At 62.4% G+C, this 14,930-nt stretch carries 13 protein-coding genes; 3 read left to right on the forward strand and 10 right to left on the reverse strand.

The window, feature by feature from the left end; genetic code table 11:
• Window positions 1-209 precede the first annotated feature (209 nt).
• Genes HU720_RS21925 through HU720_RS21935 form a run of 3 tightly spaced genes read right to left on the reverse strand, consistent with a single transcriptional unit; the run spans window position 210 to window position 2,551 of the window.
• On the reverse strand, window positions 210-575 hold the full coding sequence (locus tag HU720_RS21925) for a DNA polymerase III subunit chi (RefSeq protein ID WP_186522845.1): 366 nt from the start codon (window positions 573-575) through the stop codon (window positions 210-212).
• Between the two features lie 5 nt (window positions 576-580).
• Window positions 581-1,009, reverse strand: a complete 429-nt coding sequence (locus HU720_RS21930; RefSeq protein ID WP_186522846.1) for a DNA polymerase III subunit chi — start codon at window positions 1,007-1,009, stop codon at window positions 581-583.
• Between the two features lie 48 nt (window positions 1,010-1,057).
• On the reverse strand, window positions 1,058-2,551 hold the full coding sequence (locus tag HU720_RS21935) for a leucyl aminopeptidase (RefSeq protein ID WP_186522847.1): 1,494 nt from the start codon (window positions 2,549-2,551) through the stop codon (window positions 1,058-1,060).
• 288 nt (window positions 2,552-2,839) lie between these two features.
• On the opposite strand from HU720_RS21935, the gene lptF reads away from it, so the two are divergent.
• On the forward strand, window positions 2,840-3,955 hold the full coding sequence (gene lptF, locus HU720_RS21940; protein WP_186522848.1) for an LPS export ABC transporter permease LptF: 1,116 nt from the start codon (window positions 2,840-2,842) through the stop codon (window positions 3,953-3,955).
• The gene (gene lptG / locus HU720_RS21945; RefSeq protein ID WP_186522849.1) at window positions 3,948-5,009 is read left to right on the forward strand and encodes an LPS export ABC transporter permease LptG; all 1,062 of its coding nucleotides are present in this window, start codon (window positions 3,948-3,950) and stop codon (window positions 5,007-5,009) included. Before lptF ends, lptG begins: the two co-directional genes overlap by 8 nt.
• Before the next feature lie 57 nt (window positions 5,010-5,066).
• On the opposite strand, the gene HU720_RS21950 is transcribed toward lptG, so the two are convergent.
• The 5 genes from HU720_RS21950 to gcvH form a co-directional block, all read right to left on the reverse strand.
• A complete protein-coding gene (locus tag HU720_RS21950) occupies window positions 5,067-5,555 on the reverse strand; it encodes an RDD family protein (protein ID WP_186522850.1) in 489 nt (162 codons plus the stop codon).
• 95 nt (window positions 5,556-5,650) lie between these two features.
• The gene (locus tag HU720_RS21955; RefSeq protein WP_186522851.1) at window positions 5,651-5,863 is read right to left on the reverse strand and encodes a cold-shock protein; all 213 of its coding nucleotides are present in this window, start codon (window positions 5,861-5,863) and stop codon (window positions 5,651-5,653) included.
• 346 nt (window positions 5,864-6,209) lie between these two features.
• A complete protein-coding gene (gcvT, locus tag HU720_RS21960; RefSeq protein ID WP_186522853.1) occupies window positions 6,210-7,331 on the reverse strand; it encodes a glycine cleavage system aminomethyltransferase GcvT in 1,122 nt (373 codons plus the stop codon).
• 238 nt (window positions 7,332-7,569) lie between these two features.
• Window positions 7,570-10,419, reverse strand: coding sequence for an aminomethyl-transferring glycine dehydrogenase (gene gcvP, locus HU720_RS21965; RefSeq protein WP_186522855.1), 2,850 nt, complete (start codon window positions 10,417-10,419; stop codon window positions 7,570-7,572).
• A 9-nt stretch (window positions 10,420-10,428) separates the two neighbouring features.
• A complete protein-coding gene (gene gcvH / locus HU720_RS21970) occupies window positions 10,429-10,812 on the reverse strand; it encodes a glycine cleavage system protein GcvH (RefSeq protein ID WP_186522857.1) in 384 nt (127 codons plus the stop codon).
• A gap of 613 nt (window positions 10,813-11,425) precedes the next feature.
• On the opposite strand from gcvH, the gene HU720_RS21975 reads away from it, so the two are divergent.
• The gene (locus tag HU720_RS21975) at window positions 11,426-11,692 is read left to right on the forward strand and encodes a bacteriocin immunity protein (RefSeq protein ID WP_186522859.1); all 267 of its coding nucleotides are present in this window, start codon (window positions 11,426-11,428) and stop codon (window positions 11,690-11,692) included.
• Window positions 11,693-11,855: 163 nt separating this feature from the next.
• On the opposite strand, the gene gltS is transcribed toward HU720_RS21975, so the two are convergent.
• Together gltS and HU720_RS21985 are read right to left on the reverse strand one after the other, a co-directional pair.
• Entirely contained in the window at window positions 11,856-13,061 is a 1,206-nt protein-coding gene (gene gltS, locus HU720_RS21980) for a sodium/glutamate symporter (protein WP_186522860.1), read from the reverse strand.
• Window positions 13,062-13,203: 142 nt separating this feature from the next.
• Window positions 13,204-14,712, reverse strand: coding sequence for a sigma-54-dependent transcriptional regulator (locus HU720_RS21985; protein ID WP_186522861.1), 1,509 nt, complete (start codon window positions 14,710-14,712; stop codon window positions 13,204-13,206).
• Between the last annotated feature and the right edge of the window lie 218 nt (window positions 14,713-14,930).

Genomic DNA, 14,930 nt, shown 5'->3' on the forward strand with positions numbered 1-14,930 from the left:
GGGCTGCGGAGCAGCCCCAGCGATTCTGGTGGGTGCACATATCTAGGGGCTGCTTCGCAGCCCTTTCGCGACACAAGGCCGCTCCTACACAATCAAAAGCGACTTGCCCGAAGCCCTGTGGGAGCTGGCGACAGCCTGCGATGAGGCCGGTGCAGGGTTATAGACAACCGACGTGGGAGCGGGCTTGACCCGCGATGAGCAGGGGCGGCCTAGTCAGAGCGGTTGAGCAAGCGCTCCAGGCGGGCATCAAGCCGGCGCTTGATCTCGTTCTCGATATGCGGGGTAAAGTCCTTGATCACGTCTTGCATGATCGACTGCGCGGCAGCGCGCAGCTCGGCGTCCAGGTGCAGCAAGGTGTCCTGGCGGCGGGTCTGGGCATCTTCGCCGTCAGGCGCGGCAGGTGCTTCGGCTACCGGCGCGTTGCCGGCAGGTTCGTCGAGCAACAGCGGAATCTGCTCGACCGTCTCGGTCAGCAGGGGCGGTTGCAGGTCGGCGTCACCCAGCAGCTCACGGATCGATTCAAGATCGTCGAGCAGGTGGGCGGAATGGGTCAGGGAGTTCAGCTGCTTGTCCATCGTCGTCAAAGTCGCTGTAAGCGGTGGTCTTGCAGAGCATAGCCCTGTTCGCGGTAAAAACGGAACCGTTCGCGGGCGGCAAGGCGAATGGCCGGGTCCTCGACCACGATTTCGGCAACCCGCTCGAACTTGCCGACGAACCCCGGCACATCGCCGCCCAGGTTGATCAGCAGGTCGTTGTGCTCGCCGGCATCGTCGCCGATACCCAGCGCCACGCGGGCGTCGGCATGCTGTTCATGGTGGTCGTGGGGCACGAAGGCTTCGCCCTTGAAGCGCCACAGGCGTTCGTCGAGCTCCAGGCGTTGCGCGTCATCCTGGCAGTGCAGGTACACCCGGTGGCCGAGGCGCCAGGCTTTTTCGCACAGCTTGCAGGCGAAATCGAGCCGCGCCGACAGCGAGTCGGTGGGCAGGATATAAAAGTCGACTTTGCTCATATTCATATCGCCAGCCGGCGACGCCAACGCGCCACCGGCTTTGCGCCATCACGCGCCGGCGCGGTCCAGCAGGTATTGGGTGAGCAGCGGCACCGGGCGGCCCGAGGCGCCTTTGTCCTTGCCACCGCTGATCCAGGCGGTGCCGGCGATATCCAGGTGCGCCCAGTGGTAGGCCTTGGCGAAGCGCGACAGGAAGCAGCCGGCAGTGATGGTGCCGGCCTTCGGCCCACCAATGTTGGCGATGTCGGCGAACGGGCTGTCCAGTTGCTCCTGGTACTCGTCGAACAGCGGCAGCTGCCAGGCACGATCGTCGGCGCGCTTGCCGGCATCGAGCAGTTGCCCGACCAGCTCGTCGTTGTTGCCCATCAGGCCCGAGGTGTGGCTGCCCAGGGCGACGATGCAGGCGCCGGTCAGGGTCGCCAGGTCGATGACGGCCTGCGGTTTGAAGCGCTCGGCGTAGGTCAGGGTATCGCACAGCACCAGGCGGCCTTCGGCGTCGGTGTTGAGAATTTCGACCGTTTGCCCGCTCATGGTGGTGACGATGTCGCCAGGGCGAGTAGCGCCGCCGCTTGGCATGTTCTCGGCGCAGGCCAGCAGGCACACCAGGTTGATCGGCAGTTGCAGTTCGAGCACGGCCTTGAGGGTGCCGAACACGCTGGCCGCACCGCACATGTCGTACTTCATTTCGTCCATGCCGGCACCAGGCTTGAGGCTGATGCCGCCGGTGTCGAAGGTGATGCCTTTGCCCACCAGCACGTAGGGCTTCTCGGTTTTCTTGCCGCCCTGGTAGTTGAGCACGATCAGCCGTGGTGGCTGGTCACTGCCTTGGCCGACGGCGTAGAACGCCCCCATGCCGAGGTCTTTGATCTTTTTCTCATCCAGCACTTCGACCTTCAGGCCCTTGTGCGCCTTGCCCAGGTCCTTGGCTTGTTCGGCCAGGAAGCTTGGGTGGCAGATATTCGGCGGCAGGTTGCCCAGGTCGCGGGTGTAGGCCATGCCGTTGGCAATGGCGGTGGCGTGCTTGACGGCGCGCTCGGTTTCGCCCTGGCCGGCTTTTTCGGTCAGCAGGGTGATTTTCTTCAGGGCGCGAGGCTCGGCCTTCTTGCTTTTGAAGCGGTCGAAGACATAGGTGCCGTCGAGCAGGGTTTCGGCCAGCAGGCGGTATTTGCCGTAGTGGCCATCACGGGCGTTGATGGCGATATCGTCCAGTGCCAGCACCGCGTCGCCGCCGCCCAGGCCCTTGAGCACACCGGCAACGCTGCTCACCAGCTTGCGCCAGGCGCGGTCGCCCAGGGCTTCGTCGTTGCCGCTGCCCACCAGCAGCACGCGCTCGGCCTTAAGGCCCGGCAGGCTGTGCAGCAGCAGGGTCTGCCCGGCCTTGCCGGCCAGATCGCCGCGCTTGAGCAGGGCACTGATGGCGCCTTCGCAGGCCTGGTCTACCGCCTTGGCGACATTGCCCAGCTTGCGCCCTTCGGCGACTGGAATGACCAGCGTGGCAGTTTTGACGGATACAGCGGCTACGCTTTTTACAACCAGTTCCATGTCAGGGTTCCCCGAATGATCTGTGGGTTGGCGCTGTCTTGTGCAGGCGCTCGAAATACCGGCCCGACCGCCTTGGCGGCCAGCGGAAAAGCTGCCAGTTTGAGCCTGCCGCGACCTCGCTGACAACCCCGATGTGTACTGTCATGCGCGGCCAAGTGACAGGCGCCTTCAATCACAGGATAATGCGCGCACTTTACATGGAGGTTCGCCTTGGCGAACCGGCATTGGTCCTGGCTTTTCGAATCGTTCGTATGGCTGTGTGCCCCTGACAACCCAGGAGTGTCTGGTTTGATCGTCTTCCGTTATCTGTCCCGCGAGGTCCTGCTGACCTTGAGTGCCGTCAGCGCTGTGCTGCTGGTGATCATCATGAGCGGGCGTTTCATCAAATACCTGGCCCAGGCCGCCCAAGGCGTGCTTGATCCGGGCGTGCTGTTCATGATCATGGGCTTCCGTCTGCCGGGCTTCCTGCAGCTGATCCTGCCCCTGGGCCTGTTCCTCGGCATCCTGCTCGCCTATGGCCGGCTTTATCTCGAAAGCGAGATGACCGTGCTGTCGGCCACCGGCATGAGCCAGCAACGCCTGCTGGCCATGACCATGGCTCCGGCTGCGCTGGTCGCCTTGCTGGTGGCCTGGCTGAGCCTGAGCCTGGCGCCCCAGGGCGTCTCGCAGGTGCAGCAGATCATCAACCAGCAGGACGCGCTCACCGAGTTCGACACCTTGGTGCCGGGGCGCTTCCAGACCCTGCGCGATGGTTCGCGGGTGACCTACACCGAGCAGTTGTCTGACGATCGGGTCAACCTGGCGGGGGTGTTCATCTCCGAGAAACGCTTCAACCAGGACAAGACCAAGGACCGTGCGCCTTCGGTACTGGTTGCCGAAAAGGGTTACCAGCAGGTGCAGGCCGACGGCAACCGCTACCTGGTATTGGAAAACGGCTACCGCTACGACGGTAACCCCGGCCAGGCCGACTATCGCGCCATCAAGTACGACACCTATGGCGTACTGCTGCCCAAGCCTGAGGTCAGCGAAGAGGTGACCGAGCGCGAAGCCATTCCGACCCTGCAACTGTTCGGTCAGGAAGGCGTGCGCGAGCGTGCCGAGCTGCAATGGCGCCTGTCGCTGCCACTGTTGGTGTTCATCGTGACCCTGATGGCGGTGCCGTTGTCGCGGGTCAACCCGCGCCAGGGCCGCTTCCTCAAGCTGTTGCCTGCAATTCTTCTGTACATGGCGTATCTGACGATGCTGATTTCCGTTCGCGGCGCTCTGGAGAAGGGCAAGCTGCCCATCGCCCTGGGCATGTGGTGGGTCCACGGCCTGTTCCTGCTAGTCGGCCTCGGCCTGATGTACTGGGAACCGATGCGCCTCAAGCGTGCCGCACGCCGTGCGGAGGTGGCCCATGGCTAAGCTGGATCGCTACATCGGCCAAAGCGTATTGCTGGCTATTCTGGCGGTACTGGGGATCATCCTTGGCCTGGCCTCGCTGTTCGCCTTCATCGACGAGATGGGTGACCTGAGCGCCACCTACAGCCTGCTCGACGCCGGCATCTATGTGCTGCTGACCGCACCGCGGCGGCTCTACGACATGTTGCCGATGGCCGCGCTGATCGGCTGCCTGATCGGCCTGGGCAGCCTGGCCAGCAGCAGCGAACTGACCATCATGCGCGCTGCCGGGGTGTCTATCGGCCGTATCGTCTGGGCGGTAATGAAGCCCATGCTGGTACTGATGCTGGTGGGCGTGCTGATTGGCGAATACGTCGCCCCCGTCACCGAGAACAAGGCCCAGGCCGACCGCTCGTTGGCCCAGGGTGGCGGCGAGGCGCAGAGCTCCAAGCGCGGCATGTGGCACCGCCAGGGCGAGGAATACGTGCATATCAACTCGGTGCAGCCAAGCGGCCTGCTGCTGGGTGTGACCCGCTACCGCTTCGATGACCAGCGCCAAATCGTCACTGCAAGCTTTGCGCGCAAGGCCCAGTACCGCGATACCCACTGGGTGCTGAGCGATGTGAGCACCACGCACTTCCGTGGCGACCACACCGAAGTGGTCAAGGCGCAAGAAGAACCGTGGGACGTTTCGGTCACCCCTGAGCTGCTCAACACTGTGGTGCTGGCGCCTGAGTCGCTGTCGATCACAGGCTTGTGGGATTACATCCACTACCTGGCCGATCAAGGCCTGAACAACGCCCGTTACTGGCTGGCATTCTGGACCAAGGTGCTGCAGCCTCTGGTAACCGCTGCCCTGGTGCTGATGGCGATTTCGTTCATCTTTGGCCCGCTGCGTTCTGTGACCTTGGGTCAGCGGGTGTTCACCGGCGTGCTGGTGGGCTTTGTATTCCGCATTGCTGGCGAGCTGCTTGGCCCGTCGAGCCAGGTATTCGGCTTCCCGCCGTTGCTGGCGGTGCTGATCCCCGCTGGGGTGTGCGCCCTGGCGGGCGCCTGGCTGTTGCGCCGGGCGGGTTAAGCTGGCAAGCCTGCTCCCACAACGGTGGGAGCAGGCTTGCAGCTAGATTCTGGCGACTCACTTCTTGCGCTTGGGCAGGCGTACCAGCTGAGTTTCGGAATAGATGTCATGCCAGCTGCGCTGGCGCTTGTCGAACAGCGACCAGATAAAGCCCAGCCCCAGGCACAGCCACGAAGCAATCGCCACCAAAAAACGCAGTAGTGCCTGCCACAGGCTGATGGCCGAGCCATCGGCGTTCTGCACGCGCATGCCCCACACCTGCATGCCCAGTGTCTGCCCGCCATGGGTCCAGAACTTGGCAAAAAAGCCGAACAGCACGAACAGCAGCAAGGTCGACAGCAGCGGGTCACCGTCCAGTGCCCCAGCTTCGGTCAGTTCGCGCATGCGCGCCTCGCCGATAATCGCCATCTGGATCATCTTGTAGGCGCCCGCGGTCACGATCAGCAGCGCCGTGCACAGCAGGAAGTCATAGAACATTGCGGCCAGGCGGCGACCCAGGCCAACCGGTGGAAAATCACCCTGGGGGTCGAGCAAAGGCTTTGGCATGCAGTACGGCTCCGTCTGGCAAAAGCGCCATTTTAAGGAATTGCGCGCATAAAAAAGCCCCTGCGGATCAATGCAGGGGCTCTTTTACCAAGAAATCAGCCTTCAGCCTGCACTTCGTCAGCCTGCATGCCTTTTTGCCCTTGGACGGCAACGAAGGTCACTTTCTGGCCTTCTTTCAGGCTTTTGAAGCCGTTGCCTTGAATGGCGCGAAAATGTACGAACAGGTCTGGGCCGCTTTCTGGAGTAATAAAGCCGAAACCTTTTTCGTCATTGAACCACTTGACGGTACCGCTCTGACGTTGAGCCATTTTCTACTTTCCTTTCGAACAATGAGAATGAGGACAGTGACTTGCACATTGCCATAGGCGTGTAAGTTCACTGGGCTGGTTGCAGGAAAGTAAGAGACGTCGAACGGGTTGTAGCAGACTGCGGCTACTGGCCCAGGTCACGAGCTGTTGCGACCCATGCAAACACAGTTCGCTGACTCTACGCCAACTCTCGAAGCGAAAACAAGCCCTCAGGCGCCGCTGCGATCGGGCTTTCTACAATGCCCGTAAATCCGGCTGGAAGCACCGTTTCGCGGGGGCTGTAGCGAATGCGCAACGTTATCGGGCAGGTTCGAAAACGCATAAGCGAACCCGCCTGTTGCCACACTCAGCCGCGATAGTAACGTTGCGCCACAAAAGGCATTTTGCTCACTTTAAGTGCAACTTGCTTGCCCCGTACCAGTGCAAATAGCGGCGTGTCCAACGCTGCATGTTCGTTATCGACATAACCCATTGCCAATGGCGCGCCCAGTGTTGGGCCGAACCCGCCGCTGCACACGTTGCCGACCGTATTACCTTGCGCATCGACAATGTCGGCACCTTCGCGCACCGGCGTGCGTTCCTGCGGCAGCAGGCCAACGCGCTTGCGCGGTACGCCCTGTTGCTGCTGGGCGAATATACGATCGGCACCCGGGAAGCCGCCGGCACGGGCGCCGTCAGCGCGGCGGACCTTGGAGATGGCCCACAGCAAGCTGGCTTCGATCGGCGTGGTTGTGCTGTTCATGTCGTGGCCATACAGGCACAGGCCAGCCTCAAGGCGCAGCGAATCACGGGCGCCCAGGCCTATCGGCTGCACTTCAGGCTCGGCCAGCAGGCGCCGGGCCAGGGCTTCTGCAGCGTCGGTGGGCACCGAGATTTCGTAGCCGTCTTCACCGGTGTAGCCCGAGCGGCTGACGTAGCAGTCATGGCCCAGCAGGTTGATGGCGCGCAATTGCATGAAGGTCATGCTGGCCACTTCCGGTGCCAGGCGCTGCAATACCGTAGCCGCCGCCGGGCCTTGCAGGGCCAGCAAGGCGCGTTGTTCGAACAGCGGTAGAATTTCGCAACGTTCGGCGAGGTGCTCGCGCAGGTGGGCCAGGTCCTGGTCCTTGCAAGCGGCGTTGACCACCAGGAACAGCGTGTCATTACCCAGGTTGGCGACCATCAGGTCGTCGAGGATGCCGCCTTGCGCGTTGGTGAACATGGCATAGCGTTGCATGCCCTGGGGCAGGTCGATGATGTCCACCGGCACCAGGGTTTCGAGAGCGCGGGCGGCATCGCTGCCGCGCAGGATGATCTGGCCCATATGGGAAACATCGAACAGGCCGGCCTGTTCGCGGGTGTGCAGGTGCTCCTTGAGCACGCCCAGCGGGTACTGCACAGGCATGTCAAAGCCTGCGAACGGCACCATGCGAGCGCCGAGTTCCAGGTGCAGGGCATGCAGCGGGGTCTTTTGCAGTGTTTCGGACATCGGGAACTCCTGGAGTTGTTGTTCTAGCGAGCATTGTTGAGGGCGACTGCCTGGCAGCGCGGTCAGTGTAGGAGCGGCCTTGTGTCGCGATAGGGGTGCGTAGCAGCCCCAGGATCTTGGCCTCATGCAAAAGCGCCGGGGCCGCGTTGCGGCCCTTTCGCGGCACGAGGCCGCTCCTACACCGAGCGCGTTTACGGTGCCACGCGGCTCGGCCTCATCTCTATGGGGGCAGGCGCCATCAGGCGTCCTGATAGCTCTCGATGGGGGGGCAGGCGCAGACCAGGTTGCGGTCGCCGAACACGTTGTCGACCCGTCCAACCGGTGGCCAGTATTTGCCTTGCACCAGGCTCGCCAGCGGATACACCGCTTGCTGGCGGCTGTAGCCGTGGGCCCAGTCACCGGCCAGCTCCGCTGCTGTGTGCGGCGCGTTCTTCAGCGGGTTGTCGTCCTTGTCCACGCTGCCATTCTCGACCGCGCGAATCTCTTCGCGGATGGCCACCATGGCGTCGCAGAAGCGGTCCAGCTCTTCCTTCGATTCGCTTTCGGTCGGCTCGATCATCAGCGTGCCTGCCACCGGGAACGACATGGTCGGGGCATGGAAGCCGAAGTCGATCAGGCGCTTGGCCACGTCATCGACGCTGATGCCGCTGCTGTCCTTGAGCGGGCGCAGGTCAAGGATGCATTCATGCGCGACCAGGCCGTCACCGCCGCTGTACAGCACCGGGTAGTGCTCTTCGAGGCGGCGGGCGATGTAGTTGGCGTTGAGGATCGCCATCTGCGAGGCGCGCTTGAGCCCGGCGCCACCCATCATGCGGATGTACATCCAGGTGATTGGCAGAATGCTGGCGCTGCCGAACGGCGCCGCACACACCGCGCCGCTGGTGTTTTCGAGTGCCGCGTGGCCTGGCAGGAACGGCGCCAGGTGCGCTTTCACGCCAATCGGGCCGACGCCCGGCCCGCCGCCGCCGTGGGGGATGCAGAAGGTCTTGTGCAGGTTCAGGTGCGAGACGTCGCCGCCGAACTTGCCCGGTGCGCACAGGCCGACCATGGCGTTCATGTTGGCGCCGTCGATGTAAACCTGGCCGCCGTTGTCGTGAATGATCGCGCAGATTTCGCCGATGGCCTCCTCGAACACGCCGTGGGTGGACGGGTAGGTGATCATGATCGCGGCCAGCCGCTCGCGGTGCTCGACGGCCTTGGCGCGCAAATCTTCGACATCGACATTGCCGCGCGCATCGCACGCCGTCACTACCACGCGCATACCGGCCATGTGCGCGGTGGCGGGGTTGGTGCCGTGGGCTGAAGACGGGATCAGGCAGATATCGCGGTGGCTGTCGCCGCGGCTGCGGTGGTAGGCGCGGATCGCCAGCAGGCCGGCGTACTCACCCTGGGAGCCGGCGTTGGGCTGCAGCGACACAGCGTCGTAGCCGGTGGCGGCGCAGAGCATGGCTTCCAGCTCGCGGGTCAGTTGCAGGTAACCCTGGCTTTGCGCCGCTGGTGCGAACGGGTGCAGGTTGCCGAACTCGGCCCAGGTCACCGGGATCATTTCACTGGCTGCGTTGAGCTTCATGGTGCACGAGCCCAGCGGGATCATCGTGCGGTCCAGCGCCAGGTCCTTGTCGGCCAAGCGGCGCAGGTAGCGCATCAGCTCGGTTTCGCTGTGGTAGCGGTTGAACACCGGGTGCTCGAGAATCGCCGATTCGCGCAGCAGTGCGTGTGGCAGGCGCAGCGCAGTGCTGGCGGCAAGGCTTGCGAAGTCAGGGGTGGCCTCGGCAAACAGTGCCCACAGCGCCTCGACGTCGGCCTGGCTGGTGGTTTCATCCAGCGAAAGGCCAAGGTGCGCGGCATCGATCTGGCGCAGGTTGATGCCTTGGTTGCGGGCTTTTTCGTGCAGCTTGGCAGTGTCGGCACCGGTGGCCAGGGTGAGGGTGTCGAAGAAGCTTTCGGTGACGACCTTGACGCCCATCTCACCCAGGCCTGCGGCAAGAATGGTGGTCAGCGCGTGGGTGCGCTCGGCAATGCGCTTGAGGCCTTCCGGCCCGTGGTACACGGCGTACATGCTGGCGATGTTGGCCAGCAGCACCTGGGCGGTGCAGATGTTGCTGGTGGCCTTCTCGCGGCGGATGTGTTGCTCGCGGGTCTGCATGGCCAGGCGTAGGGCGCTGTTGCCGAAACGGTCGATCGATACACCTACCAAACGGCCCGGCATGTCGCGCTTGTACGCATCGCGGGTGGCGAAGTAGGCCGCGTGCGGCCCGCCGAAGCCCAGCGGTACACCGAAGCGCTGGGCGCTGCCGATGGCGACGTCTGCGTCGAATTCACCTGGCGGGGCCAGCAGGGTCAGGGCCAGCAGGTCGGCGGCCACCGCCACCAGTGCGTTGGCGGCGTGCAGGCGTTGCACCAGCTCGCGGTAATCGAAGACATCACCGTTGCTGGCCGGGTATTGCAGCAGCGCGCCAAAGAAGGCGCTGACATCCCCCAGCTCACGCTCGTCGCCAACCACCACCTCGATACCCAGCGGCTCGGCGCGGGTGCGCAGCACATCAAGGGTTTGCGGGTGGCAGTGGGAGGAGGCGAAGAAGCTGTGGCTGGCTTTGTTTTTCGACAGGCGCTTGCAGAAGGTCATGGCCTCGGCGGCGGCGGTGGCTTCGTCGAGCAACGAGGCGTTGGCGATCGGCAGGCCGGTGAGGTCGCTGATCAGGGTCTGGAAGTTCAGCAACGCTTCCAGGCGGCCTTGGGAAATTTCTGGCTGATACGGGGTGTAGGCGGTGTACCAGGCTGGGTTTTCCAGCAGGTTGCGCAGGATCGGCGCCGGGGTGTGGGTGTTGTAGTAGCCCTGGCCAATGTAGCTCTTGAACAGCTGGTTCTTGCCGGCGATAGCCTTCAGCGCGGCGAGGGCATCGGCCTCGCTCTGGCCGTCCTGGCTGCCCAGTACGCTGGTGTTCTTGATGCTGTCGGGGATGACCGCAGCGGTCATGGCGTCGAGCGAATCGAAACCGAGGGTGGCGAGCATGGCCTGCTCGTCAGCGGCGCGCGGACCGATGTGACGTGCGATGAATTCGTTGGCGGTACCGAGATTGCGGGTCATGGTCATTCCTCAGGCGTCATCGTTGGCTTTGATCAGGCGGTCGTAGGCGTCCTGGTCGAGCAGGGCTGCCACTTCGTCGATATTTGCCGGGATGAAGCGCAAGAACCAGCCCTCGGCCAGCGGGTCTTCGTTGACCAGCTCCGGGCTGTCGTTGAGTGCTTCGTTGACCGCTACCACTTCGCCGCTGAGGGGCATGTATACGCCACTGGCAGCTTTCACCGACTCGACGGTAGCAGCTTCGGCGCCTTTGTCGTAGTGCGCAAGCTCAGGCAGTTGCACGTACACCACATCGCCAAGGGCGTTCTGGGCGTAGGCGGTGATGCCGACCGTAACGCTGCCATCGGTTTCGACGCGCAGCCATTCGTGATCTTCAGTGAAACGCAACTCGCTCATGGGACATCCTCGGGAAGCAGGGTGTTGGGCGCGGTAGGGCCGCGCTCTTGGGTTGAGGTTTCCGTAGCAATAATGTGGCCATTATTTAAAAAGCCATATAAATCAATGGCTTGATCGTATTGTGAGCAGAGTGGAATGAAATCATTGGAATGAAATCGTTACAGGCGGCGTGCAGAGAAAAAAGGACGGAGTATCAAACCCTTGCAGACGCGCAGGAAAACGCATGTGTAGCGATTACCATACGGTGTATTCAATTCGTTACGGATGAGTCGCGCTTTTCCTCCAACCACCGAGCCCGTCCAAGAACTGAAACTAAAAGTTTCCTCAGAAAGTCACTGAGGTGCTTTTCGTATAAAGATAAAAGAACTTACATGAATTAAGTTGCTTGAGGGTTTTTACGTGTTTGCAAGATTCGTACTGCGACTTCGTCGGACCGTTCTCTTATTCTGGCTAGCGCTTTTCGTATTGGCTTTGTTTATGTATTTTAAGTGCGTTCTTGGTTGAAAAAATACCATTTTTGGGTCAAGTGTCTCGTGAGTCCAAATTGCCGGCCAGTTTCGTATTGAGCAGTTTAGTAGTTTGAGGCATGTTCTCATTCATAAGGAGAATGGCAATGAAAAGAACAATCGCTGATTTCACCGAACTTGAGTTTCTTGAGTTTATCAAGGCAATAGGATCTGCTGATCCAGTGCTGTATCCAACAGAACGGTCGCATACTGATGCCGTTATTGAGTTCGAGCGTCTCTCGGAGCACCCGCTTGGGTCGGACCTGCTTTACCGGCCTTCTGCGAATGGGATAAAAGACTCTCCTGAGGTAATGTTGAAAGTTGTCAAGCAATGGCGGGTCGAGCAAGGCTTGCCGGGCTTCAAGGACGCCTGATAATGGCACCTCTTTCACCCTCTGTCGCATAACTGACTCATTAGCGCGATGCAGTTCCAGCGCTGTACTGAAGTTCAGCCGGGCCAGTGTCCATTGCGGATCGCTGTCCCGGCTGAATTGACGTCATCTTCAAACCGATAAAAATTCAGCCATCATCTTCCGCTTACAACGCCACAAAAAACGGCAGTGCCAGATACAGCTTGATCACGATCACATTAATGATGTCGATAAAGAACGCCCCGACCATCGGCACCACCAGAAACGCGATCTGCGAAGGCCCGTAGCGCTGCGTTACGGCCTGCATGTTGGCAATGGCGGTGGGCGTGGCACCGAGCCCGAAGCCGCAATGCCCGGCAGCCAGTACCGCGGCATCGTAGTTGCGGCCCATCACGCGGAAGGTGATAAAGATGGCGAACAGCGCCATCACCAGTGTTTGCGCGGCCAGCAATATGAAGAACGGCAGCGCCAGTGCCGCCAGGTCCCACAGCTTGAGCGACATCAGCGCAATCGCCAGAAACAGCGACAGACTGACGTTACCCAGCACCGAGACTTCCCGCTCGAACACGTGGTACATGCCCAGCGCCGACAGCCCATTGCGCAGCACCACGCCGACGAACAACACGCACACGAAGGTTGGCAGTTCGAATGCAGTACCCAGCAGCGCACCATTGAGCAGCGAGCCTGCCAGCAGGCTGACCGCAATCAGGGCCAAGGTTTCGACGAAGGAGAACGAGGTGATCAGGCGTTCGGTGTTCGGCTGTTCGAAGCCCTTGGGCAGAATTGCCGTTGACTCTCCGCTGCTGTGAAGCTTGGCGCGCTTGATCAACAGGCGTGCGACCGGGCCGCCAATCAACCCACCCAGCACCAGCCCGAAGGTTGCACAGGCCATGGCCAGTTCGGCGGCTGAGGCGAGCCCGTATTTGTCGCTGAACGTCGCGCTCCAGGCAGCCCCGGTGCCGTGGCCACCAGAGAGGGTGATCGAGCCTGCCAGTAGGCCCATCAATGGGTCGAGCCCAAGCGCTTTGGCCAAACCAATGCCCATGGCGTTCTGCACCAGCAGCAGGCCGGTTACCACCAGCAGAAACACCACGACTACCCGGCCGCCTTTTTTCAGGCTGCTGAAATCGGCGCTCAGGCCGATGGTGGCAAAGAATGCCAGCATCAGCGGGGTTTGCATGGACGTATCGAACTGAACCCGTATGTCGAAGCTGCGCAGTGCCAGCAGTACCAAGGCAACCAGCAGGCCGCCGGCGACCGGTTCGGGGATGTTGTAGGCGCGCAGAAAACCCACCCGTTGCACCAGGCCTCGGCCCAGCAGCAGTACCAATGAAGCGGCGACCAGTGTCCCGTAGAAATCGAGTTCAAACATCAGAGGGCTCTTTGTTGTTCTCGGAGGCGGGCCGGCCCTGAATGACAGGAACGGGCCTGGGCCTCGTCGGTGACAGTTGAATTAAAGGGTCACCATTTTTGCAGCCATCTGTGTCTTAAAAGATTAGGAAAAGTCTGATCTTTCAGGGCTTGCCAGGGATACCGTACTTGCGCAGCCGCTGTGCGATAGCGGTGTGGGAGGTTTGCAGGCGCCCTGCCAGTTGCCGGGTAGAGGGGTAGCTGGCGTACAGCCGTTGCAGCAACTCACGCTCGAAATCGCCCACCGCCTGCTCCAGGCTGGCCACTTCGCCGTCGTGCCCACGGGCGACCGAGGTGCCGGCAATGTCCAGGTCGCCGATGTCCACCAGGGTGCTTTCGCAGATGGCGGCTGCGCGGAAGATCACGTTCTGCAACTGGCGCACGTTGCCAGGCCATGGGTTGGCCAGCAGCGCCGAATGGGTGGCGGGGGTCAGCCGGCAGGCCGGGCGCTGGATCTGGGTGCAGGCTTGCTGCATGAAAAAATGCGCCAGCATGAGGATGTCCTGGCCACGGTCGCGCAGTGGCGGCACCTGCAGGTTGAGCACGTTCAGGCGGTAGAACAGGTCTTCGCGGAACGTGCCTTCGGCGACCATGCGCTCAAGGTCGCGGTGGGTGGCACTGATGATCCGCACATCGACCTTGACCTCGCGGTCGCCGCCCACCCGGCGGAAGCTGCCGTCGCTTAAAAAACGCAGCAGCTTGGCTTGCAGGTACGGCGACATTTCGCCGATCTCGTCGAGAAACACGGTGCCCTGGTTGGCCAGCTCCATCAGCCCGGGTTTACCCCCGCGCTGGGCGCCGGTGAAGGCGCCGGGGGCGTAGCCGAACAGTTCGCTCTCGGCCAGGCTTTCGGGCAGCGCTGCGCAATTGAGGGCCAGAAACGGCGCGCCGCGCCGGCTGCTGATGGCGTGGCAGGCGCGCGCCACCAGCTCTTTGCCAGTGCCGGTTTCGCCGTGCACCAGCAGTGGCGCATCCAGGGCCGCCACCCGCAAGGCGCGGGCCTTGAGGGTGCGGATGGCCGGGGAGTCGCCAAGCATGGCGTCGAAGCCTTCGGCATGGTCGTGGTGCAGCGCCGATAGCCGCTCGCCCATGCGCGTGGGCGGGTACAGCGTCAGCAGGCCGCCTGCGTTGGTAATGGGCGTGGCGTCCAGCAGCAGGCTCTGGCCGTTGAGCTGCATTTCGCGCATGGGCAGGTGGAAGTTGTTGTCGCGCAGGGTTTGCAGCAGTTCGGGGTCGCCGAACAGCTCGCCGATCGAGCGCCCGGCCGATTCACGCCCGCACAGGGCGATCAGCGCCGGGTTGGCCAGCAGGACCTGGCCTGCGCTGTCGACGGCCAGCACCGGGTCGCTCATCGCCGCCAGCAGGGCGTCGAGTTGCAGGTGGCGGCGTTGGCCGGGAAGAATGTCGACCACTTCCACCGACTGCACGCCGCGCACCTCGAACAGCGCATCGTGCAGTTCTTCGAGCACGGCAGGGCTGAGGGTCGGGGCGTCGATATAGACGTTGGGCGGGACCATTTCCACGGCATCGAGGTTGAGGTTGCGGGCACCGAGCAGGGCCAGGACTTCCTGGGTAATGCCGACGCGGTCGATGAAGCTGACGTGGATGCGCATGGGGAGGCGAAGGTCGTGGCCGGGGAGGGCAGTAGTATGCCTTGGGGGTCGGGTTAAGCCTATTGCAGTGCCAGTGCTGGGGGATGCGCGCAGCCTGTTCCGGCCTCATCGCAGGCTGGCGCCAGCTCCCACAGGGCTCGTCCATCCCCATATCGATGCCGTATACGCGGTCAGTGTAGGAGCGGCCTTGTGTCGCGAAAGGGCTGCGAAGCAGCCCC

Source organism: Pseudomonas sp. SWRI51 (assembly GCF_014268825.1).
Classification (GTDB): Bacteria; Pseudomonadota; Gammaproteobacteria; order Pseudomonadales; family Pseudomonadaceae; genus Aquipseudomonas; species Aquipseudomonas farsensis.